We start from the raw sequence: 21,422 nt of genomic DNA, 5'->3' as shown, positions 1-21,422 counted from the left end.
GCACCATGCGTGCCGACCAGCGCTTCTTCTGGATCGCAGGACGATTCGTCACCGGTTGTCAGTGCGCGCCGCTAGCCTCTCCGACATGGCCGCCCGTATCACCGATCCCGATCAGCTCAAGGAGCTCCTCGGCATCCCGTTCACCCCGGAGCAGACGGCCTGCATCATCGCGCCGCCCGCCCCGCAGGTGATCGTGGCCGGAGCCGGCTCGGGCAAGACCACGGTGATGGCGGCCCGCGTGGTCTGGCTGGTCGGCACCGGCCAGGTCGCCCCCGAACAGGTCCTCGGCCTCACCTTCACCAACAAGGCCGCCGGTGAACTCGCCGAGCGCGTCCGCAAGGCGCTGATCCGGGCGGGCGTCACCGACCCCGACGTCATCGACCCGGACAACCCGCCGGGCGAGCCCGTGATCTCCACCTACCACGCCTTCGCCGGCCGACTGCTGACCGATCACGGCCTGCGTATCGGCCTGGAACCCACCTCCCGGCTGCTGGCCGACGCCACCCGCTACCAGCTCGCCGCGCGCGTGCTGCGCGAGGCTCCCGGCCCCTACCCGGCCCTGACCCGCTCCTTCGCCGACCTGGTCAGCGACCTCCTGACCCTCGACGGCGAGCTCGCCGAGCACCTCGTACGCCCCGAGGCGTTGCGGACGTACGACGCCGAACTGCTGCTCGCCCTGCAGGGCGCGAAGCTCACCAACGACGCCCTGCGCAAGGTCCCCGAGACGGCCGCCGCCCGCCGTGAACTCGCCGAGCTGGTCGTCCGCTACCGCGCCGCCAAACGCGAACGCGACCTTCTCGACTTCGGCGACCAGATCGCACTGTCCGCCCGGCTCGCAGGGATCCCGGAGGTGGGCCGCATCCTGCGCGAGGAGTTCCGGGTCGTGCTCCTCGACGAGTACCAGGACACCTCGGTCGCCCAGCGCGTCCTGCTGGCAGGCCTGTTCGGCGACGGCACCGGCCACCCCGTCACCGCCGTCGGCGACCCCTGCCAGGCCATCTACGGCTGGCGCGGCGCCTCCGTCGCCAACCTCGACGACTTCCCCGAGCACTTCGCCCACCCCGACGGCCGGCCGGCCGCCCGGCAGGCGCTCAGTGAGAACCGCCGCAGCGGCGGCCGCCTCCTCGACCTCGCCAACGGCCTCGCCGAGCCCCTGCGCGCCATGCACGCGGGCGTGGAGGCCCTTCGCCCCGCTCCCGGCGCCGAACGCGACGGCATGGTGCGCTGCGCCCTCCTGCCCACCCAGGCGGAGGAGATCGACTGGCTCGCGGACTCGATCGCCCATCTCGTACGCACCGGGAAGGAGCCGGGTGAGATCGCCGTCCTGTGCCGCACGGCGACCGATTTCGCCGAGATCCAGGGCGCCCTGGTGGAGCGGGACGTCCCGGTGGAGGTGGTCGGCCTCTCGGGCCTGCTGCACCTTCCCGAGGTAGCCGACCTGGTCGCCGTCTGCGAGGTCCTCCAGGACCCCGGGGCCAACGCCGCCCTGGTCCGTCTGCTGACCGGCCCGCGCTGGCGCATCGGCCCGCGCGACCTCGCACTCCTCGGACGCCGTGCCCGGCGTCTGGTGTCCTACGCGCGCGTGGGAGGTGACGACGACCCCGACCGCCGACTCGCCGAGGCCGTCGAGGGCGTCGACCCGGCCGAGGTGACATCGCTCGCGGACGCCCTGGAGACCTTCCTGGAGACGCCCCTCTACAGCGACGACGAGGACGACGACGGGCTGCCCTTCTCGCCGGACGCGCGTGTGCGGTTCGCGCGCCTGGCCGCCGAACTGCGCGATCTGCGCCGCTCGCTCGCCGACCCCCTGATGGACGTGCTGCACCGCGTTCTCGCCGTCACCGGCCTGGAGGTCGAACTGTCGGCGTCCCCGCACGCGCTGGCGGCCCGCCGCCGCGAGACCCTGTCGAACTTCCTCGACGTCGCCGCCGCGTTCGCCGCGGGCGACGGCGAGGCGAGCCTGCTCGCCTTCCTCGGCTTCCTGCGCACGGCCGCCCAGTACGAGAAGGGCCTCGACAACGCCCTGCCGGGCGGCGAGAACACCGTCAAAGTGCTCACCGCGCACAAGTCCAAGGGCCTGGAGTGGGACGTCGTCGCCGTTCCCGGCCTGGTCACCGGCACCTTCCCGAGCGCCAAGGGCCGCGAGAAGTGGACCTCCCAGGGCAAGGTGCTGCCGCACGCCCTGCGCGGCGACACCGACACCCTGCCCGACATCGCCTCCTGGGACGCGCGTGGCATCAAGGACTTCCACGAGGCGATGAAGGACCACCAGCACACCGAGGAACTCCGCCTCGGCTACGTCACCTTCACCCGGCCCCGCTCCCTCCTCCTCGGCTCCGGCCACTGGTGGGGGCCGACGCAGAAGAAGCCGCGAGGACCGTCCGACTTCCTCCAGGCCCTGTACGACCACTGCGCGGCCGGTCACGGCGAGATCGAGGCCTGGGCCGACGAGCCCGCCGAGGACGAGGAGAACCCGGCGCTCCACCAGCAGACCCTGGACCAGGTCTGGCCCCTGCCCCTCGACGACACCTCCCTCGCCCGTCGCCGGGCCGCCGCCGAGACGGTCCTGGCCCACCTGGAGACCCTCGCCTCCCACACCGACGGCCACCCTGCGGCCGCCCACGACCCTGACAGGTACGACGACCCGGACTGGCCTCCGCCGCCGGAGGACGAAGAACCGGACTTCGAGGACCGGGCCTTCGGAGAGCCGGACTTCGGGGACCTCGTGGACTCCGAGGATTTCGTGGACCCCGAGGACGAGCCCGTTCCGGAGGACTCGGCCGACTGGGACTCCTGGACGTCGGCCCGGCCGGCCGTCCCGCACCAGGCCACGGCCCCGGACACCGACGGGCACGGGCACGCCGATGCCGCGGAGGGACCGCGCGGCCACCCCGAGGAGCATGAGTCGCAGGGGCCACCCGCCCACGGTCCGGAGCGCCCGCCCTCGCGTACACACGCCCCGCAGCAGCATTCCGCGTCCGCACACGCGCGTGCCCCGCACCGCCGCATCACTCCGGAGGAAGCCCGCACCATCGCCTCCTGGGACCGCGACCTCGATGCCCTCACCGGGGAACTCCGGCGCGCGCGGCGATCCGTCACCGAGGTGCCGTTGCCCGCGTCGCTCACCGCGTCGCAGGTGCTCCGGCTGGCCGCCGACCCGGACGGGCTCGCGCAGGAACTCGCACGCCCCATGCCGCGCCCTCCGCAACCCGCCGCACGTCAGGGCACCCGGTTCCACGCCTGGGTCGAGGCCCGCTTCGAAGCACTGACCCTGCCCATGCTGGAGCCGGACGACCTGCCGGGCAGCGACGCCGAGATCGCCGACGAACGCGATCTGGAAGACCTCAAGGACGCCTTCGAGCGCACCGAGTACGCCCACCGCACCCCCCACCGCGTCGAGACGCCGTTCCAGCTCGCCATCGCGAACCGCGTGGTACGGGGCCGTATCGACGCCGTCTACCGGCAGACCGACGGGGACGCGACGACGTACGAGATCGTCGACTGGAAGACCAGCCGCACCCGCACCGCCGACCCCCTCCAGCTCGCCCTGTACCGGCTCGCCTGGGCCGAGCAGCAGGGCGTTCCTGTGGAATCGGTCACGGCCACGTTCCTCTACGTCCGCACCGGCGAAGTCGTACGCCCCAAGAACCTGCCGGACCGGGCCGCTCTGGAACGGCTGCTCACACAGGACCCGGACCCTTCCGCGCAGGCGGACTGTGAGCAACCGCCCACCGAGGATGTCGGTGCGGGCCGATAGGCTCATGACCATGAGCCATCCCGTTGACAGTGCCGTCAGCGCCGTCCGCACGTACATCGAGCAGCACCGCGCAGCATTCCTCGACGACCTCGCCGAATGGCTGCGCATCCCGTCCGTCTCGGCCCAGCCCGACCACGGCCCCGATGTACGCCGCAGCGCCGACTGGCTTGCCGCCAGGCTCAAGGAGACCGGTTTCCCCACGGCCGAGGTCTGGGAGACCCCGGGCGCGCCCGCCGTCTACGCCGAGTGGCCCGCCGAGGACCCCGCGGCGCCCACGATCCTCGTCTACGGCCATCACGACGTACAGCCCGCCGCCCGTGAGGACGGCTGGGACAGCGACCCCTTCGAGCCGGTCGTCCGCGAGAACCGGCTCTACGCGCGCGGGGCGGCCGACGACAAGGGCCAGGTGTTCTTCCACACCCTCGGCGTCCGCGCCCATCTCGCCGCCACCGGCCGCACCGCCCCCGCGGTGCACCTGAAGCTGCTGATCGAGGGCGAGGAGGAGTCCGGCTCCCCGCACTTCCGCGCCCTGGTCGAGGAGCGTGCGCAGCGGCTCGCCGCCGACGCTGTGATCGTTTCCGACACCGGTATGTGGGCCGAGGACACCCCTACCGTGTGCACCGGCATGCGTGGCCTCGCGGAGTGCGAGATCCGGCTGTACGGCCCCGACCAGGACATCCACTCCGGCTCCTTCGGCGGCGCCGTCCCCAACCCGGCCACGGCCGCCGCCCGCCTCGTCGCCGCCCTGCACGACGAGCACGCACGCGTGGCCGTCCCCGGCTTCTACGACGGCATCGTCGAACTGACCGACCGTGAGCGGGAACTCTTCGCCGAACTGCCCTTCGACGAGGAGCAGTGGCTGCGCACCGCCAAGTCGCACGCCGTCCACGGCGAGGCCGGGCACTCCACCCTGGAGCGGATCTGGGCCCGCCCCACCGCCGAGGTCAACGGTATCGGCGGCGGCTACCAGGGCCCCGGCAGCAAGACGGTCGTCCCGTCGTCGGCCATGGTGAAGCTGTCGTTCCGGCTGGTCGCGGGACAGGACCCGAGCCACGTCGAGAAGGCCGTTCGTGCCTGGGCCGCCGACCGGGTGCCCGCCGGGATCCGGCAGGAGATCACCTTCGGCGCGGCCACGCGCCCGTGCCTGACCCCGCTCGACCACCCCGCTCTCGAGTCGGTCGTACGAGCCATGAGCCGTGCCTTCGACAAGCCGGTCCGCTTCACCCGCGAGGGCGGATCGGGCCCTGCCGCCGACCTCCAGGAAGTCCTCCGCGCGCCCGTGCTCTTCCTCGGCATCTCCGTTCCCTCCGACGGCTGGCACGCGCCCAACGAGAAGGTCGAGATCGATCTCCTCCTCAAGGGCGTCGAGACCTCCGCGTACCTGTGGGGTGATCTCGCCGAGCACTGGAGTCATGCGCCCTGACCGGCCCGCGCCGTCCGGACCGGCAGCGCGCGGGGCACAGCACACGGACCGCCCCGCATCGCGAAGCCACTGCTGGATCCGGTCGCCCTCCGCCGTACGTCCCGCCGAACCGCCCGCCGAACCAATCCGCTGTACCGGGGGAGTTGGAAGCACCCGTGACCACCTGGACCGACCACACCGCCGACCGTCCCGTCTCGCTCACCGCTCCGAGCGGCATCGACCGCGCCGCGCACCACCGGCTCGACGAGGCCTGGCTCGCGGCGGCATGGAGCCACCCCACGACCCGCTGCTTCGTGGTCTCCGGCGGCCAGGTCCTCATCGACGAGACGACGGACGGCCGTACCGAACTCGTCATGACCCCGGCCTTCGAAGCCCCGCTCACCGAGGCACACCGCTACTTCCTCGGCATCGACGAGGAAGGCGTCCGCTACTTCGCGCTCCAGAAGGACGCCCTGCCCGGCCGCATCGACCAGTCCGCGCGCCCGGCCGGCCTGCGCGAGGCAGGCCTGCTGCTGTCCGCGCGCGAGACGGGCCTGATGGTGCACGCGGTCGGCCTGGAGAACTGGCAGCGCACCCACCGCTTCTGCTCCCGCTGCGGCGAGCGCACGGTCATCGCCGCGGCCGGTCACATCCGCCGCTGCCAGGCCTGCGGCGCCGAGCACTACCCGCGCACCGACCCGGCCGTCATCATGGCCGTCACCGACGAGGAGGACCGCATCCTGCTCGGCCGTCAGGTGCACTGGCCGGAGGGCCGCTTCTCCACCCTCGCCGGCTTCGTCGAACCGGGCGAGTCCATCGAGCAGACGGTGCGCCGCGAGGTCTTCGAGGAGGCCGGCATCACCGTCGGTCACGTCGAGTACGTCGCCAGCCAGCCCTGGCCGTTCCCCTCCAGCCTCATGCTCGGCTTCATGGCCCGCGCCACCTCGACGGACATCGACGTCGACGGGGACGAGATCCACGAGGCCCGCTGGTTCTCCCGCGACGAACTCCAGGCAGCCTTCGAGTCCGGCGAGGTCCTTCCGCCGTACGGCATCTCGATCGCGGCCCGTCTGATCGAGCTCTGGTACGGAAAGCCGCTGCCGACGAGGAGCTTCGTCTGATCGGAGAGGACGGCATGCCCGACCCGTACTGGAACCACAACGTCCACTACCACTCGGTGGTACTCCGCGCCGTGCCCGAAGGGTGCGGCGAGGCCCTGGACGTGGGGTGCGGGGACGGGCTGCTGGCCCGCAAGCTGGCGGCCCGGGCCGCGTCCGTGACGGGCGTGGACCGCTCACCGGAGATGATCCGGCAGGCCCGCGCGGCCGCCCCCGCGAACATCACGTTCATTGAAGCGGACTACCTCGACCGGACGGCCCTGCCCGAGGGCAAGTACGACTTCGTCAGCGCGGTCGCGGTGGTGCACCACGCGCGCTTCGAGGACGCGGTGGGGGGCCTGGTCCGGCTGCTGGCTCCGGGCGGGCGCCTGGTCATCGTCGGCATGGCGCACAACAAGACCCGCCTGGACTGGGTGCTCAGCGGCTGCGGCCTGATCGCGAGCCTGCTCCTCAGGCGGTTGAGAGGCGGCAGACGGGGCCCGGCCGGCATGCCCGTCGAGGACTCGGCCATGCACTGGGGCGAGGCACGGCGTGCCGCCCGACGCCTCCTGCCCGGCTGCCGCTGTCGGCGCCGACTGCTGTGGCGCTACACCGTGGTCTGGGACAAGCAAGCAGAAGGCGGTCCCTGAGCTGCCTCAGGAACCGCCCGCACCCGGCAGCGCCTACGCGCCGACCTTCTGCTTCACCTGCGCCAGCGACGGGTTCGTCAGCGTCGAACCGTCTGCGAAGAGCACGGTCGGAACGGTCTGGTTCCCGCCGTTCGCCTTCTCCACGAACGCCGCTGAAGCCGGGTCCTGCTCGATGTTGATCTCGGTGTACGCGATGCCCTCGCGGTCCATCTGCTTCTTCAGCCGCTGGCAGTAACCGCACCAGGTGGTGCTGTACATCGTCACAGTGCCCTGCATGTCTCGCGCGCTCCTTCGGTGGCTCGGGGAAGAGCTCGTCCAGAGAGGGAACGTATGCGACCGGGGCGACATTCCCCACCCAGGGGCACCCGCACGCTGACGCCTGCCGCATTAGTACGACTGCGCCTACCTCCCTGTGGACAACCGGCTCACCCGTCTCCACCGACCTGGCAGCATGGCCGTGTGACAGCAGCAACGCATTCCACGCTCTTCCCGCAGACACCGGACTCCGCCGACGCGGTGCTCGAAGGGCTCGACCCCGAGCAGCGCGAGGTGGCCACCGCCCTGCACGGGCCGGTGTGCGTGCTGGCGGGCGCCGGCACCGGAAAGACCAGGGCCATCACCCACCGCATCGCCTACGGGGTGCGGGCCGGAATCCTCCAGCCCTCCAGCGTGCTCGCCGTCACCTTCACCAACCGCGCGGCCGGGGAGATGCGCGGGCGACTGCGCCAGCTCGGTGCGGCGGGCGTCCAGGCACGTACGTTCCACTCGGCCGCCCTGCGCCAGCTGCAGTACTTCTGGCCGAAAGCCGTCGGCGGATCCATGCCAAGGCTCGTCGACCGCAAGATCCAGCTCGTCGCCGACGCGGCCGCCGCCTGCCGTATCCGCCTCGACCGGGGCGAGCTGAGGGACGTCACAGGCGAGATCGAGTGGTCCAAGGTGACCCAGACCGTGCCCGCCGAATACGCCCTCGCAGCTGCGAAGGTCGGCCGTGACACCCCGCGCGCGGCGGCCGAGATCGCCCAGCTCTACGCCGCCTACGAAGACCTCAAGCGGGACCGTGCCGTCATCGACTTCGAGGACGTGCTGCTGCTGACCGTCGCCATCCTCCAGGACCGGCACGACATCGCCGAACAGGTCCGTTCCCAGTACCAGCACTTCGTCGTCGACGAGTACCAGGACGTCAGCCCCCTCCAGCAGCGCCTGCTGGAACTGTGGCTCGGACCCCGCGACAACCTGTGCGTCGTGGGAGACGCCAGCCAGACGATCTACTCGTTCACTGGTGCAACTCCCGACCATCTGCTCGACTTCCGCACCCGCCACCCCGGTGCCACCGTCGTCAAGCTGGTCCGCGACTACCGCTCCACCCCGCAGGTTGTCCACCTCGCCAACGGCCTGCTCGCCCAGGCCCGCGGCCGCGCCGCCGACCACCGGCTGGAACTGATCTCCCAGCGCCGACCGGGCCCCGAACCCGTCTACACCGAATACACCGACGAGCCCGCCGAGGCCGAGGGCGCCGCCCACCGCATCCGCGACCTCATGAGCGCGGGCGTCCGGGCCAGCGAGATCGCCATTCTGTTCCGCACCAACTCCCAGTCCGAGACCTACGAACAGGCCCTCGCCGACGCCGGAGTCCCCTACCAGCTGCGCGGCGCCGAGCGGTTCTTCGACCGGCCCGAGGTCCGCAGAGCCATCGTCAACCTCCGGGGCGCGGCCCGATTCGGCGCCAACGACTCCCGGCTGGACGATGCCGTCGACCTGCCCTCCCAGGTGCGTGCCGTGCTGTCGGGCGAGGGCTGGACCAGCGTGCCCCCGGCCGGCTCCGGTGCCGTCCGAGAGCGCTGGGAGTCGCTGGCCGCCCTGGTGAACCTCGCGCAGGACTTCGCCGCCGCGCGATCCGGCGCCACCCTGAACGACCTCGTGGCCGAACTCGACGAGCGGGCCGGTGCCCAGCACGCCCCGACCGTCGAGGGCGTCACCCTCGCCTCCCTGCACTCCGCCAAGGGTCTGGAGTGGGACGCCGTCTTCCTGGTCGGTGTCGCCGAGGGCATGATGCCGATCAGCTACGCGAAGACCGACGAGCAGATCGAGGAGGAGCGCCGGCTCCTCTACGTCGGCGTCACCCGCGCCCGAGAGCGCCTCCATGTCTCCTGGTCGCTCTCCCGCTCGCCCGGAGGCCGCCCCAACCGCCGCCCCAGCCGTTTCCTCGACGGGTTGCGGCCCGGGTCCACGGCCACCGCGGGACGGCCCGCCGCGGCCGGTCCCGGAGGTGTCGAGCGCGGCTTCGCGAGTCCCGTGGGCGCCGCTCCGAGACGCATCCAGCGCACCCCGGCGCGCTGCCGGGTCTGCGGGCGCACGCTCACCGACGCGGGCGAGATGAAGCTCATGCGGTGCGAGGACTGTCCCTCCGACATGGACGAGGGGCTCTACGAGCGGCTGCGCGACTGGCGTGCGGTGCAGGCGCAGCGCAGCGGACAGCCCGCCTTCTGCGTCTTCACCGACAAGACCCTGATGGCGATCGCCGAAGGAGTCCCCGACGACGACCACGAGCTGGCGCGGATCCCGGGCGTCGGCATCCGCAAGCTCAACCGCTACGGAGCCGATGTCCTGGCCATCTGCGCAGGCCAGGACGTTTCGGAGGAAGAAGACGAGGACTGATTCCAACTCGTCGGAAAAATAGTTTGCGCATGCCCCGGCAATCCCCATAGGTTCTTGTCCACGGGGACGGAGGCCTTCTCGAAGGCCCCGATTCCGTGCTCTACTTGCATATCCGTCGGACTGCGGCTCACGCCGTGGCCCCCCGAGACGCCGAGAGGAGGCGATTCCAGTGATCAGCATCAACACCAGCTTCATCAGCCCGGCCAAAATGACCGATCGCTCGGTCGTCTCCGCATGCATGCTCGGCGTTTCCAACCTGGGCACCGGTCTGTCCGGCATTCGTGCCGTGCGTCCGGCGTCCTCCTCCGTCTCTCTCGCGGTCCTTCCCGTCCGTGAGCGCAATGAGCGACCGACGAAGGCACTGGAAGCAGTAGTGGCACAGGCGCACGCCTATGCCTTTGCGGCGGCCGGTGCCGGACTCCGGAAGCAGACGACGCAGCACCACCAGATGTGGGCCTTCCGTGGGCCAGAACCCTGGAGTGAACCAGCCTGATCGACTCAGGCCGGCGCCTTCAGGGCCGCGGAACCCCATCCGGGATCCGCGGCCCTTCTGTTTTCCCCGAACGGGGAGAGCGGAGCGAAGGGGCCTCGGGACAAGAAAAGAACCCGGTACCAAGCCGACAACCGGTCCCACAGGGCCGGAACGACCAGACGAGGAAAACCAGCCGTGCAACTCGAAGCGCACGCCCCGTCCGTACCGCCTTCCGAAACACTCCCCCCGCCCGGTCTCACGGAGGACTCCACCTTGATCCCGCTCACTGCGCTCACCGCGCTCGACGACGCCATCGAGAACCTCGGCGTACCCGTCCCCTGCCGTTCCTACGACCCGGAGGTCTTCTTCGCCGAGTCGCCGGCCGACGTCGAGTACGCCAAGTCCCTCTGCCGCACCTGCCCGCTGATGGAGGCCTGCCTCGCCGGCGCCAAGGTGCGGCGTGAGCCCTGGGGTGTCTGGGGTGGCGAGCTGTTCGTCCAGGGTGTCGTCGTCGCCCGGAAGCGGCCGCGTGGCCGTCCGCGCAAGAACCCGGTCACAGCATGAACATCACAGGAACAATCGACCGCCCCCTCACGAACGACCCCAAGAAGCAGGCCCCGATGAAGCCGTCCACCACCGAGCCCGCGGGCTCCGCGACCCCAGACTTCACCACCACCGGCGCGACCGAGTCGCGTCAGAACAGGACCCGAGAGATGCAACTCATTCCAGAAGCCCTGGCTCGTGCGCATATGCACGACCGGCTGCATGAGGCCGAGCAGGAACGCCGGGCATCGCGCCTGGCGACCGCTCGCCGGATGCAGCGCCGTGCCGAGCGCGCCTCGCTGCGTGCCCGCCGCGCGCTCGCCCTGGCCGTCATGCAGTAGTCCGACCACACCTGAAGCGGTGGCCTCCCGAACCGAGCCGGATCGAGCAGAACCCAGCCGGGCCGGGAGGCAGTAGCTCTCTGCGAGGGGGCCGGTCCGTCCGAACGGACCGGCCCCCTCGGTGCGTTGTGCGGCACTCCACCGGGTGCGGCGCTATCGTCCCCAGGGTGACGAGTCATCCCGGCGACAGTGACGGCGGCGATTTTGAGGCGCAGCCGGGGCTCCTCGTGTGCGCCCGCTGCGGCACCACTGCCGAGGGCCCACGGCCCACCTGGGTCTGTTCCGTGGAGAACGGCGACCGCCAGTACTTCTGCGACGCGTGCTCCCGGGAGAACCTCAGGGCGATCGAGGGGCGGCTGGACTCGGCCTGGTGGTAGGCCGCCCTACGATCTGCCCATGACGAGCACCTCACAGCACTGGTCCCTGCAGTACTTCTCCCAGGCCAACCCCGAAGGGCCGGGCTGCGACAGCGTGCCGGCGCTGCTGCGGCGGCTGGCGGACTCCATCGACGAGCTGGGGCCGGTCGAGATCCAGGACGTCGTCATCGCGTCGGAGGTCACCGAGCACGGTCCGTGGCGGTCGGGGACCGTGTACTTCCACGAGAACTGACGAAGCAGGGTCACGCCTGCGCGGCCGGTACCTCCCCGTCGAGCTCGTCCTCCGGCAGGAACCCCGGTAGCCACTCCTCCAGTTCCTCGCGCAGCCGGACCGTCGCGCCCAGCTGGCACAGCACACCGATGGTGCTCAGGGTCACCCGGTGTATCAGCAGGTACGCCGGGGGCAGGTTGAGTTGCTTGCCCAGTTGGTGAGCGGGGGAGCGGGGGTCCGCGATCCGGGCGGCCTGGCTGCGCATCCAGCCGCGGCTGAAGGTGAACTCGTCGACCTCGGCCGGTTCGATGATCGGCAGGAGGTAGTCGAGGACGGCGTCCGGGTCCAGCTCTATGGACTCCTTCACGAAGCCCTCCGCGCGCAGGAGGTCGTAGACCGCCTCCGCATCGCCGTCCAGCGTCATGCGCAGGGAGGCGCCGATGGGGGCGGGCAGCCCGCCCGGGAGCCGGTCGACCGTGCCGAAGTCCAGCACGCCCAGGCGCCAGTCCTCCTCGCCGCCGGGACCGCCGGGCAGAAGACGGAAGTTGCCGGGGTGCGGGTCGGCGTGCAGAAGTCCGGTGCGAGCGGGGCCGGAGAAGAGGAAGCGGGCCAGGAGCTGGCCGGCGCGGTCGCGCTGCTCCTGAGTGCCGTCGGAGATCACCTCCGACAGGGGGACGCCCTCGATCCACTCCGTGATCAGGACCTGGTCGCTCTGGTGGACCACGGCAGGCACCACGACGTCCGGATCGTCCGCGAACTCCTCGGCATGAGTCTGCTGGGCCTGCGCCTCCAGGCCGTAGTCGAGCTCCTCCGAGACCCGGTCGCGCAGTTCGGCGATCAGGGGCTTGATGTCGATGCCGGGGACGAGTGGTCCCAACAGGCGGGCGAAGCGGCCCAGTTGGGTCAGGTCGGACAGCAGGGCCTCGCCGGCTCCCGGGTACTGGACCTTGACCGCCACCTCGCGCCCGTCGTGCCATACGGCCCGGTGCACCTGGCCGATCGACGCCGCGGCGGAGGGCTTGTCGTCGAACTCGGCGAACAGCTCCTGCCAGTCCTCGCCCAGGCGCTCCTCCAGCACTGTGTGCACGGTGCGGGTCGGCATCGGAGGCGCCGCCTCCTGGAGTTTCGTCAGGGCCGCGCGGTAGGGACCGGCGACCTCCTCGGGAAGCGCCGACTCGAAGACGGACAGGGCCTGCCCGAACTTCATGGCGCCGCCCTTGAGCTCCCCGAGCACCTTGAACAGCTGGTCAGCGGTGCGCTGTTGCAGCTCGCGGCCGACGATCTCCGCGGACTCGCCCACGATCCGCTTGCCGAGTCCCCAGGTGGCGCGCCCGGCGAAGCCGAGCGGGAGCGCGGCGAGCTTGGCGGTACGGGTGACCGCCTTCCGGGGAAGATCAGACATGCGCCCTCCTGGTCCCAGCCGGCCGCGGCGCGGTTGCCTTATGGCACAACTCCTCCGACGACCCTTGCTCCTTCATTGTCTCGTGCGCATCCTCCTCCTTGGAGGTGTGTTCTCCCTTACCTTTCTCCGCGGCCCCGCACGGGCATGCGGGATGTGGCCAGACCGGTCGCGGATGCCAGTTCAGGCCGGGCAGCGAGACCTCCCAGCGGGCGCCCGCGCTCGACGGCACCCGGCCGTCCAGGAAGGCGAGCGCGTGGGCGGCCGCCAGCCCGGCGACCGTCGTGGCCAGCGCCAGGTCACAGGGAAGCGCCGGACGGGGCCCGCTGCCCGAACGCCACTGGGCGACCAGCCGGGGCCAGGCCTGGTCCCGGTCGGTCCGTGTCTCGTGCAGACAGCCCGCGCAGCCCGTCTCGCCCGGCAGGACGAGCGGGCCGACCACCCCTGTCGCCTCGACCACGCCCGCGTACAGATGAGGCGTCCCGGACCGCACCAGGGGCTCGCCGGTGGCCGGGGCGGGGGCGTGCACGTCGACGTCGTCCCGCGGAGCGAGGATCACCAGGGCGAACCCGGGATCGTCCGCCCCGGCCGAGGCCCGGGAGCCATGGCGCGGTGGGCGGCCTGGAGCCGCCACCGAGACCGCCCGGCGGGCGGCCGCGTCCCTGCGGTCGCCGACGGAGGCCGCGGGCAGTCCGCCCGGGGCCACGTCCCCCGGCTCCACCCGGCCGCAGTCCCGCACGTCGACCTCCCCGACCCCGGCACCCGAGAGCAGGGCGGCCAGTACCACGCCCACCCGGCCCGCGCCCCTGACCTGCACGCGCAGTGAGCGGCGCGCGGCCAGGAGCGCCATCGCCTCACCCGGTTCGGACGTGGTCAGGGAGAGGGACGCCAGATCGGGTGCGAGCCTGTCGAGGAGCTCCCTCTTCCCGCGCAGGGCGTCCGCGGCCGGCCCGCCGCCGTTGACGTCGTCGACGAGCCCGGCCCGCGCGAGCCGGTCCACCAGCGTGTCGACATGCCCCTCGGGCAGATCCATACGGTGTCCCTCCTCCCGCAGCAGCGGGAGACCGCGCGTGCCGTTGAGCAGGTCGAGGAAGCTGCCCGTCGCCGTGTCCATGGGACCCAGCGTCATCGCGTGTGCCGGGGTCATCCCGAACTGGACGGTGTTGAGATCGCGCCAGCCGCGCCGGAGCGCGGGCTTCACCCGCGGAACCAAGGTGTGCGCGAGCGGAACCACTGCTTGCATGACAGGCCCCCGTAGCCCTCGTAGAACGTCCCCGTACGCCGCCGGAGCCGGGCGATGCCCGGTCGCGGTTCCGGCGGCGATGCCAGCATGCCCGGACGCGGCCCGAGCGTGCCGAAAGTTGTCCACAGGTGGGGGGTATTCGTCGTACAAATCAAGCGCATGGCGGGCGATCGGCACCGAACCGTCCCGGAGTCGGGACTTCCCATGTGTGCAGAGGGTAACGTCAGGGCGTGCCCGCCGACCCACTGCACAGCGCCGGAACGCCACAGCGCAGCACGACGAGCCAGCCGCCGAGCGGCTCGGGGGCGAGCGCGATCGAGGTACGCAGGAGCAGCCGTCGCCGCCGGACGGTCTCCGCGTACCGCGAGGGCGATCGCACCGTCGTGCTCATCCCTGCCCGGATGTCCGAGGCCGAGGAGCAGCGCTGGGTGAGCGTCATGCTCGCCAAGCTGGCAGCCCAGGAGAGCAAACGGGTCCTCGGTGACGCCGAGCTCTTCGAACGCGCCCGGCGGCTGTCGGACCAGTACTTCGACGGCCGGGCGCGGCCCACCACGGTCCGCTGGGTCACCAACCAGAACACGCGCTGGGGTTCGTGCACCCCGTCCGAGGGAAGCATCCGGCTGTCGCACCGGCTGCAGGGCATGCCGGAGTACGTCGTCGACTACGTCCTGGTCCACGAGCTCGCGCATCTGCTCGTCCCGGGGCACGGGCCCCGTTTCTGGCGGCTGCTGGAGGCCTATCCGCGCACCGAACGGGCCAAGGGTTACCTGGAAGGCGTAGTCGCCGCGGACCGGTTGCCGCATCCACCGGGCGCCCGCGGAGAGTGACCGCGGACTCGAACAGGTTTTTGTACCGGATCTGTACCGACCTCCCTCGGTGTCCGAGTTTGCCGTTAGCCTGTCGCGACGCACTTGCATTCGGGATGGGGGACGGTCGTTACGCATGGCCAGGGAATTCCAGCGCGGCCACAAGGCCAAGATCAGTGACCTGACCGCGGGCACGGACCTGTACGTGGGCGTACAGATCTCCGGCCCCGGACTGACCTTCGACATCAGCTGCTTCGGGCTCGACGCCGACGAGCAGCTCTCGGACGACCGGTACTTCATCTTCTTCAACCAGCCGAAGTCTCCTGAGGACTCCATTCAGCTCCTGGGGGCGCAGGCGGGCGACACGGAGTCGTTCCGGGTCACGCTCGACCGGATCCCGTCGCAGATCCAGAAGCTTTCGTTCACGGCGACGATCGACGGCGACGGCCAGATGTCGCAGATCGCCCCCGGGTGTCTCCGTATCGTCGCCGGCGGCGAGGAAGTGGCCCGGTACCCGTTCGACGGCAGTGAGTTCTCCACCGAGCGCGCCGTGATGGTGGGCGACCTGTACCTGAAGGACGTCTGGCGGTTCGCCGCCGTCGGCCAGGGCTTCGACGGCGGCCTGGACGCGCTGCTGAAGAACTTCGGCGGCGAGGTCGCCGAGGAGGAGCCGGAGTCGGCACCCCAGCCCGCCGTACCGGCCCAGTCCCAACCGCCGGCCTTCGCCCCGCCCGCGCAGGCCGCCGTGCCGGCTCCGTCGTTCGGTGCACCGCCCGCTCCGGCGCCGTCCGTCCACACCGCGCCGACGCTCGCCGGGACCGCCGCGCCCGCGCCCGCCGCGCCGACGAGCCCGCAGACGTTCACGCCGCCCGGCACACCTCCGCCCGGTCAGTACGCACCTCCCGGGGCGCCCGCGGGTCAGTTCACGCCACCGGGTGCCGTCGCGGGTCAGTTCGCGCCTCCCGGTGCCCCCGGGGCCTTCCCCGGCCAGGCGCAGCCCTTCGGCGGCGGCACGCAGCTCGCTCCCGTGCCGCCGGAGGCGAACGTCCGTGTCGTCCTGACGAAGTACGCGGAAGCCCCGGTCGGTGACCGCTGGACCGAGCAGAACGCGAACCTGGTGCGGGCCACCCTCACCAAGGACACCCCCATCCTCGCCAAGCAGGGCAGCATGGTCGCCTACCAGGGCGACGTCGACTTCGCCCACAAGGGCTCGGGACTCCTCGGCAAGCTCACCGGGGCACTCACCGGCCAGGGCATGTCCCTGATGCGCTGCACCGGCAACGGCGAGGTGTTCCTCGCCGACGAGGCCAGCCGGGTCTTCGTGATCCGGCTGCAGGGCGAGCAGCTCTACACCAGCGCCCAGGGCGTCCTCGCCTTCGACGAGTCCCTGGAGACAGAGGTCCGCCGCATCGAGGGCGAGGGACTGCCCGGCGGGGGCTTCTTCAGCATGCTCTTCTCGGGCACCGGAGCGGTCGTCGTCAAGACACGCGGCGTGCCCGTCGTCATCCCCGTGGGCCCGGCCACCTACGTCGACGGCAACGCCGTGATCGCCTGGTCCGCCGGTGCTCAGGCGGTCACCACGACCTCGCTCAGGCTGCGTCGCTCCGGGTACGCCCAGCGGACCACCGAGGCCGTGAACCTCCAGTTCCGCGGCGCCCCCGGCAACTTCGTCGTCGTACAGCCCTTCGAGGTGTGAGGCCATGGACTCCCAGACTCTGAGTGCGCACCGCGCCGCCCCGACCGGCGTCCGCATGAGTGTGCACAGCTCCAAGACGCTCAAGGTCACGATGGTCAGCGGGCAGGACCTGATCGCCAAGGCCGGCTCGATGATCGCGTACGACGGCTATGTGCAGTTCGACGGGGCGCCCGCGAGCCTGCGCCGTTCGGCGGAGGCGATGGTCACCGGCGAGGGCGGCCGGCTGATGCTGGCGCGCGGCGACGGAGACCTCTACCTGGCCGACTACGGCGGCGACATCCTCGTCCTGCACCTCAACGGCGAGGCGCTGTCGGTCAACGGGGCCACGCTGCTGGCCTGCGACGCCTCACTGGAACTGGCCATCGAACCGGTCAAGGGACTCGCCAAGCTGTCCGGCTCGGGCCTCACCAACCTCGTCGTCAAGGGCACCGGCTGGGTCGCCCTGGTCAGCCGCGGCATCCCGATGGCCCTGGACTGCGCCGAACGCGAGACCTACGTCGACCCGGACGCGCTCGTCGCCTGGACGACCGGGATGGAGATGAAGGCCCGCCGCACCATCAAGGCGAGCGCCCTCATCGGCCGCGGCAGCGGCGAGGCCTTCCAGATCGGCTTCAAGGGGCAGGGCTTCGTCGTCGTCCAGCCGAGCGAGGACACCGGCGACCGATTCAAGATCCGGGGCTGAGGGGAGCACCAGGCACATCATGCACAGCACACTCTTCGCACACGTCCCGGTCGAGTCGACCGGGCGCTACACCCTGCAGAACCCGCAGCTCCTGAAGACCGACGTCACCCAGGGCAGCAGCCCGATCCTGGCCCGGCAGGGCGCCATGGTGGCCTTCGAGGGCCAGGTCGAGTTCGACAGCCAGTACCGCAACCGCAGCTGGCGCAACGTCGAGCGGATGACCGGCGAACGCCTCGAACTCATGCGCTGCAAGGGCAACGGCGTCGTCTACCTGGCCAACCTCGCCCAGCACCTGCACGTCATGGAGGTCGGCAGCGGGATCACCGTCGACAGCTCCTACGTCCTGGCCTTCGACGGCTCCCTCGGCGTCGGCATCGTCGCGGTGGACAGCGCCGTCGAGGTGGCCGCCGCGGGCGCCTACAACCTGGAGCTGTCCGGCTCCGGGCAGGTCGTCCTGATGACCTCGGGCGAGCCGCTGGTGCTGGAGGTCGGACCGGACAAGAACGTCTGTGTCGACTCCGACGCCGTCATCGCCTGGTCCACGTCCCTGCGCACCCAGCTCCAGGCGCCCACCTCCACCTCCGGCGTGTGGCGCCGCAGAGGCACCACCGGCGAGGGCTGGGAGATGCACTTCGGCGGCACGGGCCACGTCCTGGTCCAGCCCAGCGAACTCCTGCCGCCGCAGGGCATGCGCAACGGCGGGGTGCTCGGCCAGTTCGGCATGCGAGGCAACTCTCTCGGCGGCAGCAACAGCTGACCGCCGGACGGCACAGGTAAGGGGCGACCGCCATGGGCGGGCGCCCCTTACGCATGAGCAGAGAAGAAGCTCACAGCCTCGCGCGCGTCGCGTCCAGCAGTCGTACGACCGACTCGTCGGCGACACCCGCCACCTCGTCGTAGGCGAACCACCGCACGTCGAGCGACTCGTCGCTGATCGTCTCCACGGCGCCGTGCGGGGCGAGTGCCGCGTACTGGACGTCGAAGTGCCAGTGGCAGGGCGCAGGGATGGGATGCCGGTCCAGCCGGACCGGGCCGCCGGGCAGCAGGGTCAGCCCCGCGACGCCCGACTCCTCCGTCGCCTCACGCAAGGCCGCCGCGGCCACGGAGACGTCCTGAGGCTCGCAGTGGCCACCCATCTGGAGCCACATGCGCAGCTTCTTGTGGAGGGTGAGCAGGACCTGCCCGCGCGACGGGTCGATCACCAGCGCGCTCGCCGTGATGTGCCCCGCATGACAGGCCTTCCACATGCCGTCCGGGTGGGCCGACAAGTGATCCAGATAGGCCTGGCGCAGCTCCTCCTGGTCCTCGTAGCCCTTCAGTACGAGGACCGCGTCGTCGTGCAGGCTCACTCGGTGTCGTCGCCCTCGGAGTCGTCCTTCTTCTTCAGGTCGGGCTTCTCCGCGGCCTCGCCGAGCATCTTGTCCAGCTCGGAGAAGTCCAGCTGCTCGCGGTGCACGAAGCCGTCCGGGTCGTCCAGGTCGGAGGCGGTCGGCAACATGTCCGGGTGGGCCCACAGGCCGTCCCGGCCGTCGACACCGCGCGCGTCCGTGAGCGAGGCCCACAGGCGGGAGGCGTCGCGCAGACGGCGCGGGCGCAGTTCCAGACCGATCAGCGTGGCGAACGTCTGCTCGGCCGGCCCGCCCGAGGCGCGACGGCGGCGCAGGGTCTCGCGCAGCGCGTCGGCGGACGTCAGGCGCGGCTTCGCGGCCGCGTGGACAACCGCGTCCACCCAGCCCTCCACCAGCGCCAGAGCCGTCTCCAGACGGGCCAGGGCCGCCTTCTGCTCCGGGGTGTCCTCCGGCTGGAACATGCCCTGCTGGAGGGCGTCCTGAAGCTGCTCGGGGTTCTGCGGGTCGAACTGGCCGACCACGTCCTCCAGCTTGGCGGTGTCGACCTTGATCCCGCGCGCGTAGCCGTCGACCGCGCCGAACAGGTGCGAGCGCAGCCACGGCACGTGCGTGAACAGGCGCTGGTGGGCGGCCTCGCGCAGGGCGAGATACAGCCGCACCTCCTCCTTGGGCACGCCCAGGTCCTTGCCGAACGCCTCGATGTTCACCGGCAGCAGCGCCGCCTTGCCGGCCGGGCTCAGCGGCAGGCCGATGTCGGTGGAGCCGACGACCTCGCCCGCGAGCACGCCGACGGCCTGTCCGATCTGGGTGCCGAACATGGCACCGCCCATCGAGCGCATCATGCCGATCAGCGGGCCCGCCATGGCCTGCATCTCCTCCGGCAGGACATCGCCCATGGCGGTGCCGACCCGCTCGGCCACCGGGTCCACGAGCTCCTTCCACGCGGGCAGGGTCGCCTCGACCCACTCCGCGCGGGACCACGCCACGGCGGAGCCCGCGCCGGACGGCAGGGACGTCGCGTCGTCGAGCCACAGGTCGGCGAGCCGGACGGCCTCCTCGACCGCGGTGCGCTCGGCGGGGCCGACGCTCGCGTCCTTGGTGCCGTCGGCGGTGCCCTGGGAGACGGTCTGGCGGGCGATCTGCTTGGCCATGTCCCAGTTCACCGGGCCGCCCTCGTAGGAGAGCATCTGGCCCAGCTGCTGGAAGGCGGCGCCCAGGTCGGTGGGGTTCAGCGAACCGAACATGGCTGCGAGCGGATTGTCGGCACCAGGGCCAAAGCCTCCGGCGCCGGGCAGCCCGCCAAAACCGAACGGGTTGGCCGGGCCCTGACCACCACCGCTCTGCTGGTCCTTCTTCTTGCCCTCGTCGCCGTCGTCCGGCTCCTCCGGCGGAAGGCCGAATCCGAATGGGGTGTCACTCACGGGATTCCTCGGCTGGTAAGGCCACCGGTTGCCTCCGGCGGCGCGGCTGCCCGATAACACCACCCAGCGTAGACACCGCCGGCGGTTCGGGCCTCGGTGCTCCGCCGACTCGCGGCCTGCGGCAGGATGGATGCCACCTGGTACGTACGCGTCACTCGCGTTCCTACTGAAGACAACCGCTGGAGACGCCCGGTGAGTTCCCCTGATCCGCAGGTTCGCGCAGCGCGAAACCAGTCAACCAATCCCGCCGCGCGCGGGCCAGTCGTCGCGGTCACCGGTGCCGCGTCCGGCGTCGGAGCCATGCTCACCGAGCGGCTCGCCGCCTCGGAGGAGATCAAGCAGGTCATCGCGCTGGACGAGCGGCGCGGCGAGTGCGAGGCGGCGCAATGGCACATCCTCGATGTGCGTGACCCGGCCATCGCGGAGAAGCTGCGGGGCGCCGACGTCGTGGTGCATCTGGCGCTCGATCTCGATCTGGAGACCGATCCTGCCGCCCGTACGGCGTACAACGTCCGGGGGACCCAGACCGTCCTGACCGCCGCGGCGGCCGCCGGCGTCCACCGGGTCGTGCTGTGCACCTCCGCGATGGTCTACGGGGCCCTCCCCGACAACGAGCTGCCGCTGTCCGAGGACGCCGAACTGCGGGCCACGGCGGAGGCGACCGGGGTCGGCGACCTCCTGGAGATCGAGCGGCTCGCGCGGCGGGCGCCACGGGCGCACCCCGGACTCAACGTCACCGTCGTACGGCCCGCCGTGCTGGTGGGCGGAGGGACCGACACCGCGCTGACCCGGTACTTCGAGTCGCCGCGGCTGCTGGTCGTCGCCGGGTCCCGGCCCGCCTGGCAGTTCTGCCACATCGAGGACCTGTGCAGTGCTCTGGAGTACGCCGTCCTTGAGAAGGTCGACGGGGAGCTCGCCGTCGGTTGCGACGGGTGGCTGGAGCAGGAGGAGATCGAGGAGCTCAGCGGGATCCGGCGGATGGAACTGCCCTCGGCGGTGGCTCTGGGAGCGGCGGCTCGGCTGCACCGGATCGGGCTGACGCCGTCTCCTGCGGGGGACCTGGCCTACACGATGTATCCGTGGGTGGTGAGCGGCAGCCGGCTGCACGACGCCGGATGGCGGCCCCGGTGGAGCAACGAAGAAGTGCTCGCGGAGCTGCTGGAGGAGGTCGCCGGGCGGCACACGGTGGCCGGGCGGCGGCTGGGGCGCAAGGACGCGACGGCGGCGGGGGCGGCTGGAGCGACGGTCGCTTTGCTTGGCGCGGCGGCTGTCGTGCGGCGGGCTCGGAAGGCTCGGCGTCGGATCTGAGCTGGTGCTGGGG

General features: G+C 71.4%; 20 protein-coding genes. 15 read left to right on the top strand and 5 right to left on the bottom strand.

The features are described from left to right. Window positions 1-85 precede the first annotated feature (85 nt). The 4 genes from ACZ48Z_RS30460 (at window position 86) to ACZ48Z_RS30445 (ending at window position 6,906) form a co-directional block, all read left to right on the top strand. A complete protein-coding gene (locus ACZ48Z_RS30460; protein WP_468739090.1) occupies window positions 86-3,757 on the top strand; it encodes a UvrD-helicase domain-containing protein in 3,672 nt (1,223 codons plus the stop codon). A 4-nt stretch (window positions 3,758-3,761) separates the two neighbouring features. Next, window positions 3,762-5,180 carry a dipeptidase gene (locus ACZ48Z_RS30455; RefSeq protein WP_468739089.1) on the top strand — a complete coding sequence of 473 codons (1,419 nt, stop codon included), beginning with the start codon at window positions 3,762-3,764 and terminating at the stop codon, window positions 5,178-5,180. A 155-nt stretch (window positions 5,181-5,335) separates the two neighbouring features. Next, window positions 5,336-6,280, top strand: coding sequence for an NAD(+) diphosphatase (gene nudC / locus ACZ48Z_RS30450; RefSeq protein WP_468739088.1), 945 nt, complete (start codon window positions 5,336-5,338; stop codon window positions 6,278-6,280). Between the two features lie 14 nt (window positions 6,281-6,294). Next, window positions 6,295-6,906: a class I SAM-dependent methyltransferase gene (locus ACZ48Z_RS30445; protein ID WP_468739087.1), complete on the top strand. Its 612-nt coding sequence runs from the start codon at window positions 6,295-6,297 to the stop codon at window positions 6,904-6,906. Between the two features lie 33 nt (window positions 6,907-6,939). On the opposite strand, the gene ACZ48Z_RS30440 is transcribed toward ACZ48Z_RS30445, so the two are convergent. After that, complete coding sequence (locus ACZ48Z_RS30440) at window positions 6,940-7,182, bottom strand: mycoredoxin (protein WP_468739086.1); 243 nt, start codon at window positions 7,180-7,182, stop codon at window positions 6,940-6,942. 54 nt (window positions 7,183-7,236) lie between these two features. Between ACZ48Z_RS30440 and ACZ48Z_RS30435 the strand changes: the two genes are divergently transcribed. The 6 genes from ACZ48Z_RS30435 (at window position 7,237) to ACZ48Z_RS30410 (ending at window position 11,526) form a co-directional block, all read left to right on the top strand. Beyond that, window positions 7,237-9,561, top strand: coding sequence for an ATP-dependent DNA helicase UvrD2 (locus tag ACZ48Z_RS30435; protein WP_468739085.1), 2,325 nt, complete (start codon window positions 7,237-7,239; stop codon window positions 9,559-9,561). A 169-nt stretch (window positions 9,562-9,730) separates the two neighbouring features. Continuing rightward, entirely contained in the window at window positions 9,731-10,054 is a 324-nt protein-coding gene (locus ACZ48Z_RS30430) for a hypothetical protein (RefSeq protein WP_468739084.1), read from the top strand. Window positions 10,055-10,228: 174 nt separating this feature from the next. After that, window positions 10,229-10,597, top strand: a complete 369-nt coding sequence (locus ACZ48Z_RS30425) for a WhiB family transcriptional regulator (RefSeq protein WP_328750368.1) — start codon at window positions 10,229-10,231, stop codon at window positions 10,595-10,597. Beyond that, window positions 10,594-10,917, top strand: coding sequence for a hypothetical protein (locus ACZ48Z_RS30420; protein WP_468739083.1), 324 nt, complete (start codon window positions 10,594-10,596; stop codon window positions 10,915-10,917). The genes ACZ48Z_RS30425 and ACZ48Z_RS30420 overlap by 4 nt, the downstream gene beginning before the upstream one ends. A 167-nt stretch (window positions 10,918-11,084) precedes the next feature. Beyond that, complete coding sequence (locus tag ACZ48Z_RS30415) at window positions 11,085-11,294, top strand: hypothetical protein (RefSeq protein ID WP_468739082.1); 210 nt, start codon at window positions 11,085-11,087, stop codon at window positions 11,292-11,294. A gap of 19 nt (window positions 11,295-11,313) precedes the next feature. Then, the gene (locus tag ACZ48Z_RS30410; RefSeq protein ID WP_468739081.1) at window positions 11,314-11,526 is read left to right on the top strand and encodes a hypothetical protein; all 213 of its coding nucleotides are present in this window, start codon (window positions 11,314-11,316) and stop codon (window positions 11,524-11,526) included. A gap of 10 nt (window positions 11,527-11,536) precedes the next feature. Here the strand turns inward: ACZ48Z_RS30410 and ACZ48Z_RS30405 are convergent, their stop codons facing one another. Both ACZ48Z_RS30405 and ACZ48Z_RS30400 read right to left on the bottom strand, forming a co-directional pair. Next, a complete protein-coding gene (locus ACZ48Z_RS30405) occupies window positions 11,537-12,907 on the bottom strand; it encodes an ABC1 kinase family protein (RefSeq protein ID WP_468739080.1) in 1,371 nt (456 codons plus the stop codon). Further along, window positions 12,900-14,117 (bottom strand): TOMM precursor leader peptide-binding protein, encoded by a 1,218-nt coding sequence (locus tag ACZ48Z_RS30400; protein ID WP_468739176.1) that lies wholly within the window; start codon window positions 14,115-14,117, stop codon window positions 12,900-12,902. The genes ACZ48Z_RS30405 and ACZ48Z_RS30400 overlap by 8 nt, the downstream gene beginning before the upstream one ends. A gap of 260 nt (window positions 14,118-14,377) precedes the next feature. Between ACZ48Z_RS30400 and ACZ48Z_RS30395 the strand changes: the two genes are divergently transcribed. From ACZ48Z_RS30395 to ACZ48Z_RS30380, 4 genes are all read left to right on the top strand, one after another. After that, window positions 14,378-14,974: a M48 metallopeptidase family protein gene (locus tag ACZ48Z_RS30395; protein ID WP_468739079.1), complete on the top strand. Its 597-nt coding sequence runs from the start codon at window positions 14,378-14,380 to the stop codon at window positions 14,972-14,974. Window positions 14,975-15,089: 115 nt separating this feature from the next. Continuing rightward, complete coding sequence (locus ACZ48Z_RS30390) at window positions 15,090-16,649, top strand: TerD family protein (protein WP_468739078.1); 1,560 nt, start codon at window positions 15,090-15,092, stop codon at window positions 16,647-16,649. Window positions 16,650-16,653: 4 nt separating this feature from the next. Continuing rightward, window positions 16,654-17,331 carry an AIM24 family protein gene (locus tag ACZ48Z_RS30385; RefSeq protein WP_468739077.1) on the top strand — a complete coding sequence of 226 codons (678 nt, stop codon included), beginning with the start codon at window positions 16,654-16,656 and terminating at the stop codon, window positions 17,329-17,331. A 19-nt stretch (window positions 17,332-17,350) separates the two neighbouring features. Then, window positions 17,351-18,088 (top strand): AIM24 family protein, encoded by a 738-nt coding sequence (locus tag ACZ48Z_RS30380; protein ID WP_468739076.1) that lies wholly within the window; start codon window positions 17,351-17,353, stop codon window positions 18,086-18,088. A 70-nt stretch (window positions 18,089-18,158) separates the two neighbouring features. On the opposite strand, the gene ACZ48Z_RS30375 is transcribed toward ACZ48Z_RS30380, so the two are convergent. Both ACZ48Z_RS30375 and ACZ48Z_RS30370 read right to left on the bottom strand, forming a co-directional pair. Continuing rightward, window positions 18,159-18,680 carry an NUDIX hydrolase gene (locus ACZ48Z_RS30375; protein ID WP_468739075.1) on the bottom strand — a complete coding sequence of 174 codons (522 nt, stop codon included), beginning with the start codon at window positions 18,678-18,680 and terminating at the stop codon, window positions 18,159-18,161. Further along, complete coding sequence (locus ACZ48Z_RS30370) at window positions 18,677-20,101, bottom strand: zinc-dependent metalloprotease (RefSeq protein ID WP_468739074.1); 1,425 nt, start codon at window positions 20,099-20,101, stop codon at window positions 18,677-18,679. Before ACZ48Z_RS30370 ends, ACZ48Z_RS30375 begins: the two co-directional genes overlap by 4 nt. 192 nt (window positions 20,102-20,293) lie before the next feature. On the opposite strand from ACZ48Z_RS30370, the gene ACZ48Z_RS30365 reads away from it, so the two are divergent. Then, entirely contained in the window at window positions 20,294-21,409 is a 1,116-nt protein-coding gene (locus tag ACZ48Z_RS30365; RefSeq protein ID WP_468739073.1) for an SDR family oxidoreductase, read from the top strand. Window positions 21,410-21,422 lie beyond the last annotated feature (13 nt).

This window comes from Streptomyces sp. NPDC031225 (genome assembly GCF_055570355.1).
This window is presented reverse-complemented; position numbering and strand designations above follow the sequence as displayed.